Source organism: Sphingomonas sp. P4_G2 (genome assembly GCF_056401155.1).
Genome location: NZ_JBFUJY010000003.1, coordinates 250,173 through 268,884, shown reverse-complemented (window position 1 = coordinate 268,884; position 18,712 = coordinate 250,173). Strand labels below are relative to the sequence as shown.

Genomic DNA, 18,712 nt, shown 5'->3' with positions numbered 1-18,712 from the left:
CTTTACATCACGCTCTGGCCCAACGTCGCCGGGATCAGCCCGCGCAGGGCGTTGCCGACGAAGAAACCGTGAGTGAGATCGGCACGCGTCAGCGTCGCTTCGACGGCGCGGCCGCTCTCGATCAGCTCGGCGCGCAATATGCCGGGAAGCAGTCCGGCACTGAGCGGCGGGGTCAGCAGCACGCCGTCGCGCTCGACGAACAGATTGGTGAAGCTGCCTTCGGTCAGCTGGCCGTCGACCTCGAACACCGTCTCGAACCCCTGACGCGCGTCGTCATAAAAGGCGCGGTCGCTGGTCTTGTGGCGCAGGCGGAAATCGTCGGGCGCGACCGGCAGCGGCGCGATCGTCACCGCGACTGGCGTCTCGGGCATCGCCGGGATCGGCGCGACCTCGATCGCGACTGCGCCCGACGGCGCCAATAGCAAGCGGATGCGGGACGCCCCGCGCAGCCGGAAAGTCGCCGCCTGGAGTTCGTTGCGCGCGGCATGACGATCGAACGCGTAACCGAAGGCGGTCGCGCTCGCCTTCATCCGTGCGAGATGGCGTTCGAGCAAGGCGATCCCCTCGATCGGATCGAACGCCATCGTCTCGATCAGGTCGAAGCGGCGGGCGCCGGCGCCGACGAACGCGGTCTTGGCCTGCGCCTCGTCCCATTCCTCGCCCATCCGCGAATCGGCGACGATGCCGCCGCCCGCGCCCAGCAGCGCATGGTCCGCCCCATTCTCGATTACCAAGGTCCGTATCGCCACATTGAACATCGCCCCGCCGGCCGCATCGAACCGACCGATCGCGCCGGTATAGGGCCCTCGCGGCGCGCTGCCCATCTCGATCCCGGCCAGCGCCTCGATCGCGCGGATCTTGGGCGCGCCGGTGATCGATCCGCACGGGAACAACGCCGCCAGCACATCGATCGCATCCTGGTCGGGCGCCAGCGTCGCGGTGACGGTCGAGGTCATCGTGTGGATGGTCGGATAGGTTTCGACCGCGAACAATTCGGGCACCGCGACGCTGGCCGGTTCGGCGACGCGCGACAGATCGTTCCGCAGCAGGTCGACGATCATCAGATTCTCGGCGCGCTGCTTGGCATCGCCGCGCAGTTCCGCCGCGAACGCGCGGTCCTCCTCGGGCGTTTCGCCGCGCCGCGCGGTGCCCTTCATCGGCCGCGTGGTCAGCCGGCCGCCGTCGAGCGCGAAGAACAATTCGGGCGACAGCGACAGCAACCAATCGTGCCCGGTCCAGACCACCGCACCATAGCCGGCGCGCGCGCTGCCCCGCAGCCGCGCATAAGCGGCGAGCGGATCGCCGGCGATCGGCACGCGCGCGCGAAAGCTCAGATTGGCCTGATAGAGATCGCCCGCCTCGATCAGCGCATGCACCTCGGCGAAGCGATCGGCATAAGTATCGCGGTCGATATCGGGCACCGGCGTGCCGAGCCAGGCGGCGGCGGGGTCGGGCAGCCAGGATGCGACGTCGCCGGTCGCGATCTCGTCGAACCGCTCGAACAGGCCGAACCATAATAAGGGCGTCCCGGCCTGCGGCAGCGCGCCGACCACCGGTTCGAACGCGCTTGCCGCTTCATAGGCCAGGAACCCGGCGGCATGGAGCCCGCGATGCCGCGCCGCGCGCAGCCGCTCGAGCGCGGGTTTGACCGCGGCGATGTCGCGCGCCTCGATGATCTCGACCGGCGCGCGATAGAGCCGCGCGGGAGCGGCACCGCTCGCGCGGGCGTCATCGAGCAGAACGAAAGGGCGGTCGCGGCGGATCACTATGCCGCTGATGCAACCGGGCAAGGGGCTTCGGCAACCCCAAGCTTTGCCGCGACGGCGTCACGCGCCGTCGCGATCCGCTTGCGACAGGGCATTGCCCGTCGCGAATACAGACCTTAGGTCACCGCAATGGCCAGCACCGCGCAGCCGCTTCGCGCGGCGATCATCCCCGTCACGCCGCTCCAGCAGAATTGCACCTTGTTATGGTGCACCAGGACGATGCGCGGCGCATTCGTCGATCCCGGCGGTGACTTGCCCTTGCTCAAGTCGCAGATGGAAAAGCACGACGTCACGATCGAGAAGATCCTGGTGACGCATGGCCATTTCGATCATTGCGGTGGCGCGGCGCAGCTCGCCGAGGATCTCGGCGTCCAGATCGAGGGCCCGCATCCCGAGGACATGTTCCTGCTCGAAAAGCTCGACGAGGATGGGTTGCGCTACGGCGTGCCCGGCCGCTCGTTCGTGCCGTCGCGCTGGCTCGACCAGGGCGACACGGTCACCGTTGGCGAGGTCGAGTTCGCGGTCCACCACACGCCCGGGCACACGCCCGGCCATGTCGTGTTCCACAATGCCGAATCGAAACTGGCGATCGTCGGCGACGTGCTGTTCCGCGGATCGATCGGCCGCACCGATTTTCCGCGCGGCAATCACCAGGAATTGATCAACTCGATCGTCACGCGGCTGTGGCCAATGGGCGACGACACCTTCTTCCTGCCCGGCCATGGCGACCCAAGCACGTTCGGCCAGGAACGCCAGTCGAACCCGTTCGTCGCTGATTCGGTGATCGCCTGACGTTCTTCCCCGAGGGTCAGAGACCGTTTGAAAACTCGCGGTAGAGCGAGTTTTAAGCCGGTGCCGCGAAATGCGCCCGCGGCGCATTTCCAAACAGACTCTCAGCCCAGCGCGGCGAGCTTTTCCTCGGCGAGGCGGTCTAGTTCCGCCCGGCTCTTCTTCTCCGACGCGGTCTTGAGCTGGCCGCAGGCCGCATCGATGTCGCGGCCGCGCGGCGTGCGGACCGGCGCCGAGATACCGGCCTCGAAGATGATGTCGCTGAACCGGCGCACGCGCTCGGGCGTCGACGTGTCGTAGGGCGCGCCGGGCCAGGGATTGAACGGGATCAGATTGACCTTGGCCGGCAATTTGTACTTGCGGATCAGCCGGACCAGCTCGTGCGCTTCCTCGTCGCTGTCGTTCTTGTCCTTGAGCATCACATATTCGAACGTGATGCGTCGCGCATTGTTGGCGCCGGGATAATCGGCGCACGCCTGGAGCAACTCCTCGATCCCGTATTTGCGGTTGATCGGGACGATCTCGTCGCGGATTTCCTTGGTGACAGCGTGGAGCGAGACGGCAAGGTTGACCCCGATCTCGGCACCCGCACGCGCCATCATCGGCACCACGCCAGAGGTCGACAGCGTGATGCGGCGCTTGCTGAGCGCGAGCCCATCGCCGTCCATCACGACATGCAACGCGTCGCGGACATTGTCGAAATTGTAGAGCGGCTCGCCCATCCCCATCATCACGATGTTGGTGAGCATGCGTCCCTCGGGCTGCGACGGCCATTCGCCGAGCGCGTCGCGCGCCAGCATGACCTGGCCGACGATTTCCTGCGCCGTCAGGTTGCGCACCAGCCGCATCGTGCCGGTGTGGCAGAAGCGGCAATTGAGCGTGCAGCCGACCTGGCTCGACACGCACAGGGTCCCGCGATCGGCGTCGGGGATGAACACCATCTCGTAATCCTGGCCGTCGGGCCCGCGCAGCAGCCATTTGCGCGTGCCGTCGGTCGACACCTGCGCCTCGATCACTTCGGGCCGGCCGACGACGAAGCGCTCGACCAGCCAGGGATGCTGCGCCTTGGCGATGTCGGTCATCGCGGCGAAGTCGGTCGCGCCGCGATTGTAGATCCAGTGCCAGATCTGCTTGGCGCGCAATTTCGCCTGCTTGGCGTCCATGCCCGCGGCGAGCAACGCCTCGCGCAACTCGGCCTTGGACAGGCCGACCAGGTCGACACGCCCATCCTCGCGCGCCACCGTCTGGCGAGGCACGGGCACGGGATCGATGTGCCCCGGAATGGGCATGAGGGCGGCCGACTCTGTCTGCATGGCGCCGCACATAGGGGAAAAGGGCGCGATTTGCTAGGTGGGCAACTACACCGTGCCGACATGTGGACTAATCCTCCCCGTAAACGGGGAGGATTGGTGCTGGCCGCTACGCTCACGCCTGAATGTCGGTGCCTCCTAGGGCGTTATGCGGCGTCGACAGGTGAAGTCGTAAGCAGGGCTCCACGTCTCGTCACCGCCATCAAGTCAGTTGCAGCCGAGCGCCTTGAGGCTGGTCGCCATCGCGACGTCGAGCGGGGTGTGCTGCTCCGGCCCGATCGCGGCGACCAGGTCGTCATTGTCGAGCCGCACCGGATGTTCCCAGAACGGGCGCATCTCGACCATTTCCTTCATCGTCGGATTGAACAGCCCGATCAGCGGGAGCAATGCCCAAGGCATCCGCCAGGTCTTGACCGGCCGGCCCACCGCCTGCGCGATCGCGCCGGTGATGCGCGTGCCGTCGTCATCCCAGACGCCGGCGAAGTGATAGCGGGCGAACCGCGGCAACGCGTCGCTCTTGTCGAGCAGCCGCGCGAACGTCTCGCCGACATCGGGCAGATAGGCCCAGGCGTGCCCGATCCCCGCCTTGCCCGGCACCATCACCCGGCCGACCGGCTTGCCCGGCGTGACCAGGCCTTGGCTCAGCCAGCTATTGCCCGGGCGCGGCCCGAAAAAGTCGCCGGCGCGCAGGATCACCGCTTTCACACCCGATTGCTGAATCGCGCGCTCCATTTGGACGCGGATCGCGCCCTTTCTGGTGTTCGGATGCTGCGGACTGTCGGGCGCGATCACCGGCGAGGTGCGCGGATCGTAATTGTAGATCGTGCCGGGGAGCGCGAGCCGGGCATCGTTCGCCCGCGCCGCCGCGATGCTGTTGTCGAGCATCGGCATGGCGAGCTTTTCCCAATCGCGATAGCCCGGCGGGTTGACGGCATGGACGATCGCATCCACGCCTTCCGCCGCCGCCAGCACCGCCGCGCGATCCATCGCATCGCCGATCCGCCAGTCGATGCCGTCGCCCTCGCGCGGCGAGCGCGCCAGTCCGCGTACCGCCCAGCCATGCGCGATCAGCGCCCGCGCCGTCTCTCCGCCAACCCCGCCGGTCGCGCCCAATACCAGAACCGTCTTCGCCATTTTCCGTCTCCGCGATTTGATGACGGGGATATCGGCCAGTCGGCACTTGAATAAAATTGTCGCGATGTGACGACCGGCCTATACAAATTTGATGAGCGACGATTGGGAACGTCACCGCGCCTTCCTGGCGGTGCTGCGCGAAGGCAGTCTGTCTGGCGCGGCACGATGGCTGGCGCTGGCGCAGCCGACGGTGAGGCGCCGGATCGCGGACCTAGAGGCGGGGCTCGGCGTCGCCTTGTTCACCCGCGCGCCTGACGGGCTGGTGCCGACCGAGGCCGCGCTTGGCCTGCGCCAGCATGCCGAGGCGATGGAAATCGCCGCCGCCGCCTTTGCCCGCGGCGCGACGCAGGGGAGCGAGGTCGCCGGATTGGTCCGCGTGTCGGCGAGCGAAGTGATCTCGGTCGAGATATTGCCGCCGATCCTCGCCGATCTGCGCCGGCGCCATCCGCGGCTGGTGGTCGCGCTCAGCCCGAACAATCGCAACGAGGATTTGTTGCGGCGCGAGGCCGATGTCGCGGTCAGGATGGTACGGCCGGCGCAAGGCGCGCTGGTCGCGCGCCGGATCGGCGATATCCATGTCGGGCTGCACGTCCGCGCCGACCTGATCGCCGGGCGGCCGGCGCCCGCGACTTTCGAGGAGGTTATCGCGTTCGGGCTGATCGGAGTCGAGAACGACAACGCCGTGACCCGCGCGATGCGCGCTGGTGGCATCCCGATCCGGGTCGAGGATTTCGCGTTTCGGACCGACAGCGACCTCGCGCAAATGGCGGCGTTACGCGCGGGGCTGGGGATCGGCGTGTGCCAGGTGCCGCTGGCGGCGCGCGATCCGGCCTTGGTCCGCATCCTGCCCGACGCGTTCAGCCATCCGCTCGACACCTGGGTAGTGATGCATGAGGATTTGCGTACGTCCGCCCCGGTGCGCGCGGTGTTCGACGCGCTGGTGGCGGGGTTGCAGGATTATCTCGGCTCGGGAAAGGCCTGAGGCGAGGGGATGCAGTGCGATCGGCGCAATCTCCTCTCCCATTGGGAGAGGAAGGGGCCCGCTCGGCATAGCCGAGTGGGAAGGTGAGGGCAGGTGCGGAGGGATAGCGCTGCCCTCACCCTTCCGCCGCCTATGGCGGCTCCCTCCCTCTCCCAACGGGAGAGGGACCATGCCTACCCCCGACACGCCAGCGCCGCCGCATCGATCGCCGTAGCGGCGCCCGACAACGCATAGACATCGGCAAACGCCGACCCATCGCGCCCCAGCCCCTCCACACTCATCGACCGCCCGCTGCGCATCGCGGCGACGATCGCGGCGTCGGTGCGCGAATCGGGCGCCCAGGCGTCGTCGGTGCCGGCGACCAGATCGAACCGGCGCTCGCCGATCGACAGCGTCACGCGAGCATTGCCGGCGCGGCCGCGGCTGAGGCGGATATGGAGCTGGCTGCGGATATGCTGGCCGGGCCAGTTGGCGATGCTGGCGAAGCCGGCGCGATGGTCGGGATCGACCGGCTGCGCGATCGCGAAGCAGCGTCGCGGGCTCGGGTCGCTGAACGCGGCCCAGCGATTCCACACGCCGATCGTGTCGCGCGCTGTTGCCGGGGCGGCCGCGACCGTTGTTGCGATCAGCGCGATGGCAAGAACCGGCCGCCTCACACCGTTTCCCCGCCGCCGCCGAGATGGACGATCGTCTCGACGCCGCCTTCGATCATCACCAGCGATCCTTGCGGCAAATGGCCGGCGGCAGGCGCGCCGAAGCGGTCGACCCATGGCTGCCCGGTCATCACCCCGCGCATCACCCGGCTCGATATGCCGTGCATGATGACCAGCCGGTCGCCCGGATCGTCGTCGGTCTCCGCCAGCCAGGCCGACACGCGCTCGGCGATCTGCGGATAGAGTTCGCCATCGGGCGCGCTGATCAACAGGCCGCTCGGGCGGTCTACCACGTCGCCAACCTCGGCGATGACGTCCTGATAATAACGCCCGCCCCAGCTGCCCATGCCGATCTCGGTCAGCCGCGGATCGGTTCGCGCGTGATGCCAGTCGAGCCCGACATGCTCGGCGATCACCGCCAGCGTCTGCAGCGCGCGACCGGTCGGCGATGCCCATAGCGTCAGCGCGGGTTTGTCGCCCAAAAAATGGCGGAGCGCTTCGCCCATTTCGTCGGCCTGGCAGAATCCGGCGCGGGTCAGCGGGGTGTGCGGATGGTCGCCCTGCAACCGCCCGGCCGCGTTGAACACCGTCTCGCCGTGCCGCGCGATGAAGTCGCGTCCCCGCCTTGTAATCATCCCCCGCGCTTTCAACCCCCTGTGGCGCGAAAGCAACGGAATTCCTTGTTTATCTGAGGTTCATGCAACCTCTGGCGTCGCCACCTATTTGCCCCTTCCCGCGCCACCGACCCCCCGGTGCTCCGCGGGAATGTGAGTGAATGGAGTTATTTATGCGTAAGCTGATCCTTGCCACCGCCAGCCTCGCGGCGCTTGCCGTCGCCGTTCCCGCCTTCGCGCAGGATGGCCCTCCCAACCCGGATAGCGACACGACGTTCAGCGGTCCGCGCGCCGGCATCATCCTGGGCTATGACCGGATGCAGCCGGGCCAGGTGCCCAATTCGTCGATCGACGACAGCAACTCGGCGGACGGCCTGACCTATGGCGGCGATGTCGGTTACGACATCCGTTCCGGGAATCTGGTGTTCGGCGCCGAGGGCGAAGTGACCGGGTCGACCAGCAAGGTGACCAACAATCCGTCCGCAGCGGGGGCGCTGGGCTATGGACGGGTCAAGGCCGGTCGCGATCTCTATGCCGGCGCGCGCGTCGGCTATGTCGTCGCGCCGCGCACGATGATTTATGCCAAGGGCGGTTATACCAACCAGCGGCTCGATCTCGTCGCGTCGGACGGCACCACCGAAACCGGCCAGCATTTCAACCTGGACGGCTGGCGCGCGGGCGCCGGTGTCGAGCAATCGCTCGGCAGCAAGGCCTACGCCAAGGTCGAATATCGCTATTCCAACTATGGCAATGCCCGGCTGGAATATCCCAATGGCGGCAACACCAACAATTTCTCGGTCGATACCGACCGGCATCAGGTCGTCGCCGGGGTGGGTGTTCGCTTCTAAAGCGATTCATCCACAACAACAGGGGAAAACAGGGTGTGAAAGGAGGGTCGGGGCGCTTGCTCCGGCCCTTTTTCACGTTAAGGAAGACGGTAGGCGAATTGCCCCCGGATTCTCTCACGTCTGGCGGGTCGGAAAATCAGGGCACCGGCCCGGGGGTTAGGACATGAAGGCGACGATCGAACGCGCAACGCTCCTCAAGGGGCTGAGCCATGTGCAGTCGGTGGTCGAGCGCCGCAACACCATCCCGATTCTGTCGAACGTGCTGATCGAGGCGACGGCCGAGGGATCGCTCAAGCTGATGGCGACCGACCTCGACCTGCAGATCAACGAAAGCGTGCCCGCGGCGGTCGACACGCCGGGCGCGACCACCGTGTCGGCGCACACCTTGTTCGACATTGCGCGCAAATTGCCCGAGGGCAGCCAGGTCCAGCTCGCCGCGGCCGACGGCAAGATGACGATCGTCGCCGGGCGCGCGCGGTTCCAGCTCGGCACCTTGCCGCGCGACGACTTCCCGGTGATCGCCGAAGGCGAACTGCCGGTGCAGTTCGAGCTGCCGGCCGAGACGCTCAAGCAGATCATCGACAAGACGCGCTTCGCCATCTCGACCGAAGAGACGCGTTATTACCTCAACGGTATTTTCTGGCATGTCGCCGATGACGGCCAGCCGGTGCTCAAGGCGGCGGCCACCGACGGCCACCGCCTCGCCCGCGTCACCCTGCCGCGCCCCGACGGCGCCGAGGGCATGCCCGACATCATCATCCCGCGCAAATGCGTGGCGGAGCTGCGCAAGCTGCTCGACGAGATCGACGGCTCGGTCGGCGTGTCCTTGTCGTCGTCCAAGATTCGCTTCGACATGGGCCAGGCCCTGCTGACCTCGAAGCTGATCGACGGCACCTTCCCCGATTATTCGCGCGTCATCCCGACCGGCAACGACAAGATCCTCAGGATCGATCCGCGCAGCTTCGAGGAAGGCGTCGATCGCGTCTCGACCATCGCCACCGAAAAAACGCGCGCGGTCAAAATGACGCTCGACCGCGACAAGATCACCTTGTCGGTGACCAGCCCGGAAAACGGCACGGCGGCCGAGGAAGTCCCCGGCGATTACGCGGCGCAGGGCTTCGATATCGGCTTCAACAGCCGCTATCTGCTCGACATCCTCGGCCAGATCGAGGGCGACATGGTCGAAGTGCATGTGGCCGACGCCAGCGCGCCGACCCTGATCCGCGAGAACGACAAGTCGCCGGCGCTGTACGTGCTCATGCCGATGCGGGTGTGAGGCGGGAGCGGTAGAAGCGCGTTCTAATACCCCTCTCCCGCCTGCGGGAGAGGGAGGGGCCCGCCGCCGAAGGCGGTGGGAGGGTGAGGGTCTTCTTCCTTCTTTCTTCTTCTAGCGACGGGCTAACAGAAGACCCTCACCGCTGCGACTAATTCGCTTCGCTCATAAGTCTCGCTCCTCTCCCGCAAGCGGGAGAGGCTGGCCCGGTTGCGCCCTTTCGGGCATCAACGATATTGTCATCGACGCGGCGCATAAGGGGATCGGCACCGGCTTGACTCCGCGTGCCGCTTCACTTACTTACATGAGTGTCAGTAAGGAATCACCCGATGCCCGCAAAGCTCCCTCCCTTTCCCGGCACTACCGGCAAGCGTGACTGGAAGACCGCGTTCAGCTCGATCAGGAAGCTGCTCGCCAATGGCGATGACACGACGCAGGTGTTCAAGATCATGCGCGCCTTGAACGTCGGCAATGCGCCGATGAACTATGCGCGCTTCATCGCCACCGAAGAGGGCGGGCGGATGGCCTATGAGCGGATCGAGCTCGCGCAGCTGCTCTCTCAGCCCGGCTATGCCAAGCAATTCGCGCCGGGCACGGTCGGCGCGGCGTACAACCATTTCCTCGAATCGACCGGCTATTCGGCCGACGGTCTGGCCGAGGTCAGCAAGGTCAACCGCGAGGAAGACATGCCGCATCCTTATGCCTGGTTCGGGCGGCGGGTACGCGACACGCACGATATCTGGCACGTGCTGACCGGCTACAAGGCCGACGAAAGCATGGGCGAAGCGGCATTGGTCGCGTTCAGCTATGCGCAGGTCGGCGGGCTCGGCTGGGCGTTCATCGGCGGCGCGGCGGCGCTCAAGAGCCTCAAGGTCACCGGCAATTCGCTGTTCGCGAAGGCAGTGTGGGAAGGCTATAAGCGCGGCAAGAAGGCCAAGTGGATCTCCGGCGAGGATTATCTGCAGCTGCTGCACGAGCCGCTCGACGCGGCGCGCAAGCGGCTCGGGCTCGACGAGCCGGTCGCCTATCTGAAGGCACAGCGCGAATTGGGCGAAGAGATGGCCTCCTATCTCAGCGCGAAGAACCAGCAATCGGGCGCGGCGGAACCCGCCAAGCTGGCGGCCTAACCCAAAACTCCGCTGCTCCGCGGACGCATCGCTCTCGCGGAAAACCGGTACCCACTTTTCCGCGCGATGCTTTAGGGACAGGCGCGATGCTGTCGCGCCTGATCCTCACCGATTTCAGGAATCATGCCGAAGCCGTGCTCCACCCGGGGCGCGGCTTCGTCGTGCTGACCGGCGAGAATGGCGCGGGCAAGACCAACGTGCTGGAGGCGGTGTCGCTGCTCGCGCCGGGACGCGGACTGCGGCGGGCTGCGTTGAGTGATATGGCGCGTCAGGGAGGAAGAGGCGGATTTGGGGTGGCGACGACATTAAAGCCCCTCCCCTTCAGGAGAGGGGTTGGGGTGGGGGACGCGGGCGTCGACCTCTGCGAGGCATCCCCCACCCCCAACCCCTCCCCTGAAGGGGAGGGGCTAATAGAGATCGGCACCGGCACCCTGCCCTCGGCCCCCGAACGCCGCATCGTGCGCATCAACGGCGCCACCACGGCGGCCACGGCGCTGGCGGAATGGCTGACCGTACTGTGGCTCACGCCGGCGATGGACCGGTTGTTCGTCGAGCCCGCCGGCGAGCGGCGGCGCTTCCTCGATCGGCTGACCCTGGCGATGCGTCCCGACCATGCCCAGCACGCCAATCGCTACGAAGCGGCGATGCGCGCGCGCAACCGCGTGCTCGCCGACGCCAAGGACCATGGGCATCCCGATCCGCACTGGCTGACCGCGCTCGAGGCGCAAATGGCCGAGCATGGCGGGGCGATCGATGCCGGGCGGCGCGAGACGGTCGCGGCGTTGGCGGAGCGCTTGGCCTATCAACCCCAGGGGCCTTTCGCGCGTGCCGGCCTGACGCTCGAAGGATGGAGCGGCGCCGACACGCTCGCCGCCGACCTGGCGCAAGGCCGCCGGCGCGATGCCGCGGCGGGCCGCACGCTCGTCGGGCCGCATCGCAGCGACTTGATGGTGACGCATCTCGACAAGGATCAGCCCGCCTCGCTCTGTTCGACCGGCGAGCAGAAGGCGTTGCTGCTCGGGCTGGTGCTCGCGCATGCCGAACTCGTCGCCGACCGCGTCGGCCGCGCGCCAATCCTGCTGCTCGACGAGGTCGCCGCGCATCTCGATCCGGTCCGCCGGGCCGCCTTGTTCGATCGGCTCGCGGCAACCGGCAGCCAGGTCTGGATCACCGGCACCGAACGCGCGCCGTTCGACGACATCGGCGCGGCATCCTGGTTCATCGTCGCCGATGGAACGGTTTCGACCGCCTGAACGTCCCCTGTCCGTGCGCCTAAGGCCGGGTTCAGTCCCGCGCCGCTAGCCCATGTCGATGACACAGGGAGAATAGTCATGAAGATGTTGTTTGCCGCTGCGACCGCTTTGGTTGCGATTGCCACCCCCGCTATCGCGCAGGACCGCTGGGATTGGTCGGGCGGGCGTCCCGACGGCCCCGATTTCCGCATCGCCGGCCCCGGCGTGCGCATCCTCTATCCGGAACTGCGCGAATCGCGCCGCGGACGTGCCTTCGTGATGCGCAATTTCGACCGCAATCACGACCGTTTCCTGACCATCTTCGAGGCGCGTGAGGCCAACCGCGCGTTCGCGCGGATCGCCGGCCCGCGCCGCGGCGGGTTCGACTGGGAGTCGCGCGATCGTGGCTATGTCGTGGAAGAGCGCGGCGGCCGCGGCGGTGGCTGGGATCGCGGCGCGATGCACGGTTACGGCTTCCGCCAGACCGCGCGGGGCGCGACGATGCGGCTCGACGAGGACGTGCTGTTCGCCACCGACAGCGACGTGTTGCGCCCCGGCGCGATCGACAAATTGCGTCCGCTGGCAAGCTATCTGCGCGACAATCCCGGGGTCCGCGTGGCGATCGACGGCTACACCGATTCGCGCGGCAGCGATGCGCACAACCAGGACCTGTCCGAACGGCGCGCGGCGAGCGTCCGCGGCGCGTTCGATGCGATGGGCGTGACTCGCGCGCGCTTCTCGGTCACGGGACATGGCGAACGCGATCCCATCGCGACCAACGCCACGGTGGCGGGAATGCGTCTCAATCGCCGCGTCGAAGTGACCCTGTTGGGCCGACGCGCCAGCGAATTCTGATGCGAAAGGCCGGCACGCGACCCGCGTGCCGGCCCTCGCCAGAACGGGTGCTCCTGCCCGAGCGGGAGCCCGGATCGCACAGACAGCAATTGTGATCCTGGGCTCCTTCTCTTGCAGGAGCACCAATTTTCAGCTTGCCGCCGCCACCCGATTGGCGTGGGCATAGATCACTTGCCATTTGCCGCCGCGCTTCGCCCAGATGTCGGAAAAGCGGATGCGCACCGAATAGGGCTTGCCCTCGGACGTGCCCTTCATCGTGACGGCACCGCCCAGCACCGCGCCATCGGCCCAGACCTTGATCACCTGATCGTCGATCGCGAATGGCTCCATCGTGAAGCCCTTGGCGGTATAGTCGGCAATAAACTGCGCCTTGTCCTCGCGCTTGTCCTGGCTGTTGACCAACAGATAATCGTCGGCGAGCAGGCGCTTGAGCGCCTCGCCATCGCTCTTGACCTGGGCGAGGTCGAACTCCGCCGCCGCCTTGGCAAGATCGGCCGGAACACCCGGATAGGTCGGCATCGGCTGCGCGGCCGGTGCGTCCGCCATGGCAGGTGCCGACACCATGAGCGCGGCGGCGATTGCGATCCACTTCATTGCTCTCTCCCTATTTCTTGGCGACTATAGCGATCGTAACAAGGGCCACATACCCTCTCCCGCGTGCGGGAGAGGGAGGGGCCCGCCGCCGAAGGCGGTGGGAAGGTGAGGGTCTTCTTTCTTCTATTTCGGCCCAACCGCCTGGAAGAAGGAAGAAGACCCTCACCCAACCTGCACCGGGTGAACAGCGCCCCGCGCTGTTCAGGTCATGCCGGGGGCATGACCGACCCGATGCACCCGCACGCGGGAGAGGGCTTATGCTCGACACGCGCCGCTGGCGCCTATTACCACTCAGCCCAGCGTATCGTAGAGCCGCAAGATCCAGCTGAGATCGTAAGCCAGGTAGAGCGCCGCGAACAGCAAGTGGAAGCGGCGGTTGCCGGTCCAGGCGGCGATAGCGCACAAGACGATGCCGGCCGCGATCCGCGCCGGATATTCGGGGCCGAGCGCGCGGAAATGATCCGCGCCCTTGATCGCGGTGTCGATCAGGTCGGCGGCGAAGGTCGCGGCGAACAATCCGAAGAACCAGCGGCGTCGCGACAGGAAATAGGCTTCGTAGGTGTCGTGCTCGGCAAGATCGCCGGGAAACAACAGGCAGGCGAGCACAAACCAGAGAAAGGCGTAGAGCAGCAGGAACACGAACAGCTCGAACCGCCACGCGCCGAGCGAGATCAGCGCGAACTCCCACCACCAGAAATGGACGATCGAGAGCAGGATCACCGCGACCCACAACAAGTGCGTCGCCGACACCGGATTGCGCCCGGGATGCTCGACCATCCGCGCCAGTCCCGACAGGATTCGGGTAAGCCCGAGCCCCAGCACGACGCCGACCAGCACGCGGACATGGAGGTAGAGTTCGTGCGGATCGGGCGGCTGGGCCATGCCGGATGGGATCATTCCCGGCGGCCATTTGCAAGGGGTGCGATCGGGCCCGCGCGACTCGCCATTTTGCTTCCGTTTTCGAGGGCGAATCCCTATATGCTCGCTATGGCAACACCCCCTCAGACTTCAGATTACGGCGCCGATTCGATCAAGGTCCTCAAAGGCCTCGACGCCGTCCGCAAACGCCCCGGCATGTATATCGGCGACACCGACGATGGGTCGGGTCTCCACCACATGGTGTTCGAGGTTTCCGACAACGCGATCGACGAGGCATTGGCCGGTCATTGCGACCGGGTCGACATCTCGCTCAACCCCGACGGATCGGTCAGCGTGACCGATAACGGCCGCGGCATCCCGACCGGCATCCATGCCGAGGAAGGCGTGTCGGCGGCCGAGGTCATCATGACCCAGCTCCATGCCGGCGGTAAGTTCGAGAACACCTCCGACGACAATGCGTACAAGGTATCGGGCGGGCTGCACGGCGTCGGCGTGTCGGTGGTCAACGCGCTCAGTGAATGGCTGGACCTGACGATCTGGCGCGACGGCGAGGAGCATTATATGCGCTTCGCCCATGGCGACGCGGTTGCCCCGCTCAAGGTCGTCGGCAAGGCGGCGGAAGGCCAGAAGGGCACGCGCGTCACGTTCCTGCCCTCGCCGTCCACCTTCAAGATCACCGAATTCGATTTCGAGAAGCTCGAACATCGCTATCGCGAGCTCGCCTTCCTCAATTCGGGCGTGCGGCTGTTCCTGACCGACGCGCGGCACGAAGAGCCCAAGACGATCGAGCTCTATTATGAAGGCGGCATCGCCGCGTTCGTGAAATATCTCGACCGCACCAAGGCGCCGCTCTTCCCCGAACCGATCGCGATCTCCGGCCAGCGCGACGATATCGGCATCGACGTCGCGCTCGAATGGAATGATTCCTATTACGAGAACGTCCTGTGCTTCACCAACAACATCCCGCAGCGTGACGGCGGCACCCATCTCGCCGCGTTCCGCTCGGCGCTGACCCGCACGCTCAATGCCTATGCCGAGAAATCGGGGCAGATGAAGAAGGAAAAGGTCAGCCTGACCGGCGACGATATGCGCGAAGGCCTGACCGCGATCGTCTCGGTGAAACTGCCCGATCCCAAGTTCAGCTCGCAGACCAAGGACAAGCTCGTCTCGTCTGAAGTGCGCCAGCCGCTCGAAAGCCTGCTCGCCGACAAGATGGCCGAATGGCTCGAGGAAAATCCGGCCAATGCGCGCCAGATCATCCAGAAGGTGATCGACGCCGCCGCCGCGCGCGAAGCCGCACGCAAGGCGCGTGAGGCGAGCCGCAAGTCGGTACTCGGCATCTCCAGCCTGCCCGGCAAGCTCGCCGACTGCCAGGAAAAGGACCCGGCCAAGTCCGAACTGTTCCTGGTCGAGGGCGATTCGGCCGGCGGATCGGCCAAGCAGGGCCGCGACCGCCATTTCCAGGCGATCCTCCCCTTGCGCGGCAAGATCCTCAACGTCGAACGCGCGCGGTTCGACCGCATGCTGTCGTCGCGCGAGATCGGGACATTGATCCAGGCGATGGGCACCGGCATCGGGCGCGACGACTTCAACCTGGAGAAATTGCGCTATCACAAGGTCGTGATCATGACCGACGCCGATGTCGACGGCGCGCATATCCGTACCCTGCTGCTGACCTTCTTCTATCGCCAGATGCCCGAGATCATCACCGGCGGGCACCTCTTCATCGCCCAGCCGCCGCTCTACAAAGCGACGCGCGGGCGGTCCGAAGTGTATCTGAAGGATGAGGCCGCGCTGGAGGAATATCTGGTCGCCGCGGGCGTCGCCTCGAGCTCGCTCGACGGTGTCGGCACCGGCACTGCGCTGCGCGCTTTGGTCGATCATTCGCGCCGCATGCGATCGCTGATGCGCTTCGTGCCGCGGCGCTACGATCCCAGCATCATCGAGGCGCTGGCGATGGACGGCGTGTTCGATCCCGAAGCCAGCACCGCGCAGCGCGCGGAGCGGCTGCAGGCGACCACCATCAAGCTCGACGGCGGCGATCCCGAAGCGACCTGGACGGCGCAATTGACCGACGAAGGCTCGCTCCATTTCCAGCGACTGTGGCGCGGCGTCACCGATCATCATGTGATCGAGGCGGCGTTCCTGGTCTCGGCCGAAGCGCGCAAGCTGCACGGCCTGGCGGCCGAGCAGGTCGACAGCTACGGCAGCGCGGTCAAGCTGGTGCCGAGCAAGGCGCAGGCCGCGGCGACAGCTGCCGAGGAAGCCGCCGCCGAGGTCGACGAGGATGAGGATCTGCCGGTCGTTGTGGGCAAGGGCGAGTCGCTGATCGCGCGGCCGTCACAATTGCTCGAGGCGATCCTGGCGGCGGGACGCAAGGGTCTGTCGATCCAGCGCTACAAGGGGCTGGGCGAGATGAACCCCGAGCAATTGTGGGAAACCACGCTCGACCCGACCAACCGCTCGATGCTGCGCGTCGCGGTCGACCAGGCCGATGTCGCCGATGAGATCTTCACCCGCTTGATGGGCGACGTGGTCGAGCCGCGCCGCGAATTCATCCAGGAGAATGCGTTGAGCGTCGCCAATCTCGACGTGTGACGCGCGACGGTGTTGGGCGACCAAAAACATTGCGAATTGGGCCCAATAGATTGCGAGTTTGGGCCCAAATAGCCGCGCATTCCCTGGTTCCCGCCAGCAGCCTTGATGCGCTTGCCGCATTTGGAGCTGACTAGAGTCTTTTTCAGCTTTGCTGAATCGGTGCCGGCCCACAACACGCGCCGTTCGTGCGCCAGGCGGTGCATCCAGTAGGCAGCAAGGTCGTTGGCCAGGAACAGAAAGAACAACGACAACCACGTGTACGGCATGTCGAAGATCCGATCCCGATATACCGCTGCCATAACCGCGCCGTTGAGCGGCCCGACAGTTGATCGGGGCCTTGCTATCGGATGGTCGTCACGATCGTTGTCACCGATTCCGGCGCGGCGGTAAGGCGGGCGCCGGGTTTCGACGCGACCCGCACGGCCTTGTGTGCGGCATCGGTCACGATGATCTCTCGCACCGTCGCGTGGGGCAGCGCAATCGTCAGCGCGCGTTCATATGGGCCCGGATTCACGTGAACCAGCACCATCGTTCGGCCGTCCGGCGTCAGCGCACCGATCGTGTCGGCGTCGTCCACCGGGATAAGGCGGTAGCCGGGCCGGATGTGCCGGCTGAACATCGCCATCGCCCAATATTTGGCGGTGATATGGATCGGGTGCGGCGCCTGCGGTGCGGCACGCAAGTCCATCTTGATCAGGCCCCAGTTGGAGCCGGGCGCACCGTTGCGGGCACTGAGGGTCTCCACCGCCTGCCAGAAGACCCAGGCGGAGGGCTCCAACCGTTTTAGATCGTGGATCACATGTTCGGCAAAGGCCAGCGCCGAAGGCATGCCGTCGAAATCCTCGGGCTCCTTTTCCAGAGGAGTGTCGTTCTCGCTCATCCACAGGCGAATGCCGGAGACGCGCGCGATATCGCGCACCGCGGTCTGGTGGACGGTGCCATAGCTGTGGACATTGAGCTGGCCGATGCGCGCGCGTGTAGCCGGCGGATACCCTGCCCAATCGCGAACGAAGAGGTGCGAGTTGGTTTCGTCGGGGGCAGCGATCGTCGTCTTCAGCCCCTGATCCGCCAACGCCACCGCCGTGGCGTCGATCATCGCCGCCTGGCGCCCGGGGCTCCAATGCGCCCCTTCCTGTGTGTTCGCGGCGAACCAGTAATCGGTATTCGGCTCGTTGACCGGCGACAGCGTGCGGAACGTGATGTGGTGGCGCCGCTGCAACTCGCTTACGACGCGGGCAAGATATGTGGCGAACGGCCCCTCCTGTCCGGGACGCAGGTTCTCGTTGGTTCCTTTTTCCGCGCCGGATACCCGCCCGCTGACCGTCATGAACCAGGGCGGCGAATTGGAGAAGGCTTCGAAGATGGGCGCCCGGACGCGCGAGCGGATCGCATCGAGCCACCAGCGCTGGTTGGCGTCGGCCGACCAGTCCCACATCGCGGGATCGTCTGGCTGCCACCACGCATTCCCAATCGTGCCTGCCGGCTGTCGCCAAAAGCCCGGCACCGCGGCGCCTGGGCGAAGATAGGGCGCCGTCGCCGCCGCGTTGCCGCCGCCGATATTGTAGCGTGCGATAGTCCAGTCGAGGCCCTCAGGCCCATAGAATAAATCGGCCAGCCGCTCGCGCGTCGCGTCGGGGTAGCCGCCGGTAACCTCGGCGAACCACGCAAGCGCTGTGCCCCAGCCTTCGAAGACCGGTCCGGGACGCTCAATCGCGGGCCGGATAGTGATCGCGACCTCCGGGGACGCCGCCTGGGCCGACGTTGCCAGAGCCGCGATCGCGGCGAGGGTCGCGCGGATCAGGCGGGACCGGCCTACCAGGGGCCGGCATCTGGTGTGGGCAGGCGGTGCGTCAGTCCGCTGCATCGACCCTAACCGGAAAGCACCATGCCAACGCGTACCCATCGGTATCTCCTCAGCCTCGGCGCGATTGTCATCCGATCCGGGCAGTGTCTGTGCCTGATGCCGATCGTCGCGTTTTCTGCCCGGCCCGCCGCTCATTTGTAGGACTATAAAGATTCAGTCGTGCCGCATCAATGCGGCAGGGCGACCGTTTGGCA

The 18,712-nt window shown here is 66.3% G+C and carries 16 protein-coding genes; 8 read left to right on the top strand and 8 right to left on the bottom strand.

What is annotated here, in order from left to right; genetic code table 11:
• Window positions 1–2 precede the first annotated feature (2 nt).
• Entirely contained in the window at window positions 3–1,769 is a 1,767-nt protein-coding gene (gene pabB / locus AC1DRD_RS10845; RefSeq protein ID WP_478041549.1) for an aminodeoxychorismate synthase component I, read from the bottom strand.
• A 126-nt stretch (window positions 1,770–1,895) separates the two neighbouring features.
• Between pabB and AC1DRD_RS10840 the strand changes: the two genes are divergently transcribed.
• Window positions 1,896–2,558, top strand: coding sequence for an MBL fold metallo-hydrolase (locus AC1DRD_RS10840; protein WP_478033165.1), 663 nt, complete (start codon window positions 1,896–1,898; stop codon window positions 2,556–2,558).
• A 101-nt stretch (window positions 2,559–2,659) separates the two neighbouring features.
• On the opposite strand, the gene rlmN is transcribed toward AC1DRD_RS10840, so the two are convergent.
• Together rlmN and AC1DRD_RS10830 are read right to left on the bottom strand one after the other, a co-directional pair.
• Window positions 2,660–3,844 (bottom strand): dual-specificity RNA methyltransferase RlmN, encoded by a 1,185-nt coding sequence (gene rlmN / locus AC1DRD_RS10835; protein ID WP_478033164.1) that lies wholly within the window; start codon window positions 3,842–3,844, stop codon window positions 2,660–2,662.
• Between the two features lie 228 nt (window positions 3,845–4,072).
• On the bottom strand, window positions 4,073–4,999 hold the full coding sequence (locus AC1DRD_RS10830; RefSeq protein WP_478033163.1) for an NAD-dependent epimerase/dehydratase family protein: 927 nt from the start codon (window positions 4,997–4,999) through the stop codon (window positions 4,073–4,075).
• Window positions 5,000–5,090: 91 nt separating this feature from the next.
• On the opposite strand from AC1DRD_RS10830, the gene AC1DRD_RS10825 reads away from it, so the two are divergent.
• Window positions 5,091–5,981 carry a LysR family transcriptional regulator gene (locus AC1DRD_RS10825; RefSeq protein WP_478041389.1) on the top strand — a complete coding sequence of 297 codons (891 nt, stop codon included), beginning with the start codon at window positions 5,091–5,093 and terminating at the stop codon, window positions 5,979–5,981.
• A gap of 173 nt (window positions 5,982–6,154) precedes the next feature.
• Here AC1DRD_RS10825 and AC1DRD_RS10820 read toward each other — a convergent pair whose 3' ends face one another.
• Entirely contained in the window at window positions 6,155–6,637 is a 483-nt protein-coding gene (locus tag AC1DRD_RS10820) for a hypothetical protein (protein WP_478041388.1), read from the bottom strand.
• Window positions 6,634–7,269, bottom strand: coding sequence for a histidine phosphatase family protein (locus tag AC1DRD_RS10815; RefSeq protein WP_478041387.1), 636 nt, complete (start codon window positions 7,267–7,269; stop codon window positions 6,634–6,636). Before AC1DRD_RS10815 ends, AC1DRD_RS10820 begins: the two co-directional genes overlap by 4 nt.
• A gap of 152 nt (window positions 7,270–7,421) precedes the next feature.
• On the opposite strand from AC1DRD_RS10815, the gene AC1DRD_RS10810 reads away from it, so the two are divergent.
• From AC1DRD_RS10810 to AC1DRD_RS10790, 5 genes are all read left to right on the top strand, one after another.
• A complete protein-coding gene (locus tag AC1DRD_RS10810; protein ID WP_478041386.1) occupies window positions 7,422–8,096 on the top strand; it encodes an outer membrane protein in 675 nt (224 codons plus the stop codon).
• Between the two features lie 163 nt (window positions 8,097–8,259).
• Window positions 8,260–9,372, top strand: a complete 1,113-nt coding sequence (gene dnaN, locus AC1DRD_RS10805; RefSeq protein ID WP_478041385.1) for a DNA polymerase III subunit beta — start codon at window positions 8,260–8,262, stop codon at window positions 9,370–9,372.
• Between the two features lie 326 nt (window positions 9,373–9,698).
• Window positions 9,699–10,496 carry a Coq4 family protein gene (locus AC1DRD_RS10800; protein WP_478033155.1) on the top strand — a complete coding sequence of 266 codons (798 nt, stop codon included), beginning with the start codon at window positions 9,699–9,701 and terminating at the stop codon, window positions 10,494–10,496.
• 86 nt (window positions 10,497–10,582) lie between these two features.
• Complete coding sequence (gene recF, locus AC1DRD_RS10795; RefSeq protein ID WP_478041384.1) at window positions 10,583–11,749, top strand: DNA replication/repair protein RecF; 1,167 nt, start codon at window positions 10,583–10,585, stop codon at window positions 11,747–11,749.
• Window positions 11,750–11,827: 78 nt separating this feature from the next.
• Window positions 11,828–12,583 carry an OmpA family protein gene (locus tag AC1DRD_RS10790; RefSeq protein ID WP_478041383.1) on the top strand — a complete coding sequence of 252 codons (756 nt, stop codon included), beginning with the start codon at window positions 11,828–11,830 and terminating at the stop codon, window positions 12,581–12,583.
• 129 nt (window positions 12,584–12,712) lie between these two features.
• On the opposite strand, the gene AC1DRD_RS10785 is transcribed toward AC1DRD_RS10790, so the two are convergent.
• Together AC1DRD_RS10785 and AC1DRD_RS10780 are read right to left on the bottom strand one after the other, a co-directional pair.
• Complete coding sequence (locus tag AC1DRD_RS10785) at window positions 12,713–13,177, bottom strand: nuclear transport factor 2 family protein (RefSeq protein ID WP_478041382.1); 465 nt, start codon at window positions 13,175–13,177, stop codon at window positions 12,713–12,715.
• Window positions 13,178–13,468: 291 nt separating this feature from the next.
• Window positions 13,469–14,059, bottom strand: a complete 591-nt coding sequence (locus tag AC1DRD_RS10780) for a hypothetical protein (RefSeq protein WP_478041381.1) — start codon at window positions 14,057–14,059, stop codon at window positions 13,469–13,471.
• Between the two features lie 105 nt (window positions 14,060–14,164).
• Between AC1DRD_RS10780 and gyrB the strand changes: the two genes are divergently transcribed.
• Complete coding sequence (gene gyrB, locus AC1DRD_RS10775; RefSeq protein ID WP_478041380.1) at window positions 14,165–16,654, top strand: DNA topoisomerase (ATP-hydrolyzing) subunit B; 2,490 nt, start codon at window positions 14,165–14,167, stop codon at window positions 16,652–16,654.
• A gap of 340 nt (window positions 16,655–16,994) precedes the next feature.
• Here the strand turns inward: gyrB and AC1DRD_RS10770 are convergent, their stop codons facing one another.
• Window positions 16,995–18,557, bottom strand: coding sequence for a glycoside hydrolase (locus tag AC1DRD_RS10770; RefSeq protein ID WP_478032291.1), 1,563 nt, complete (start codon window positions 18,555–18,557; stop codon window positions 16,995–16,997).
• Window positions 18,558–18,712: the final 155 nt, after the last annotated feature.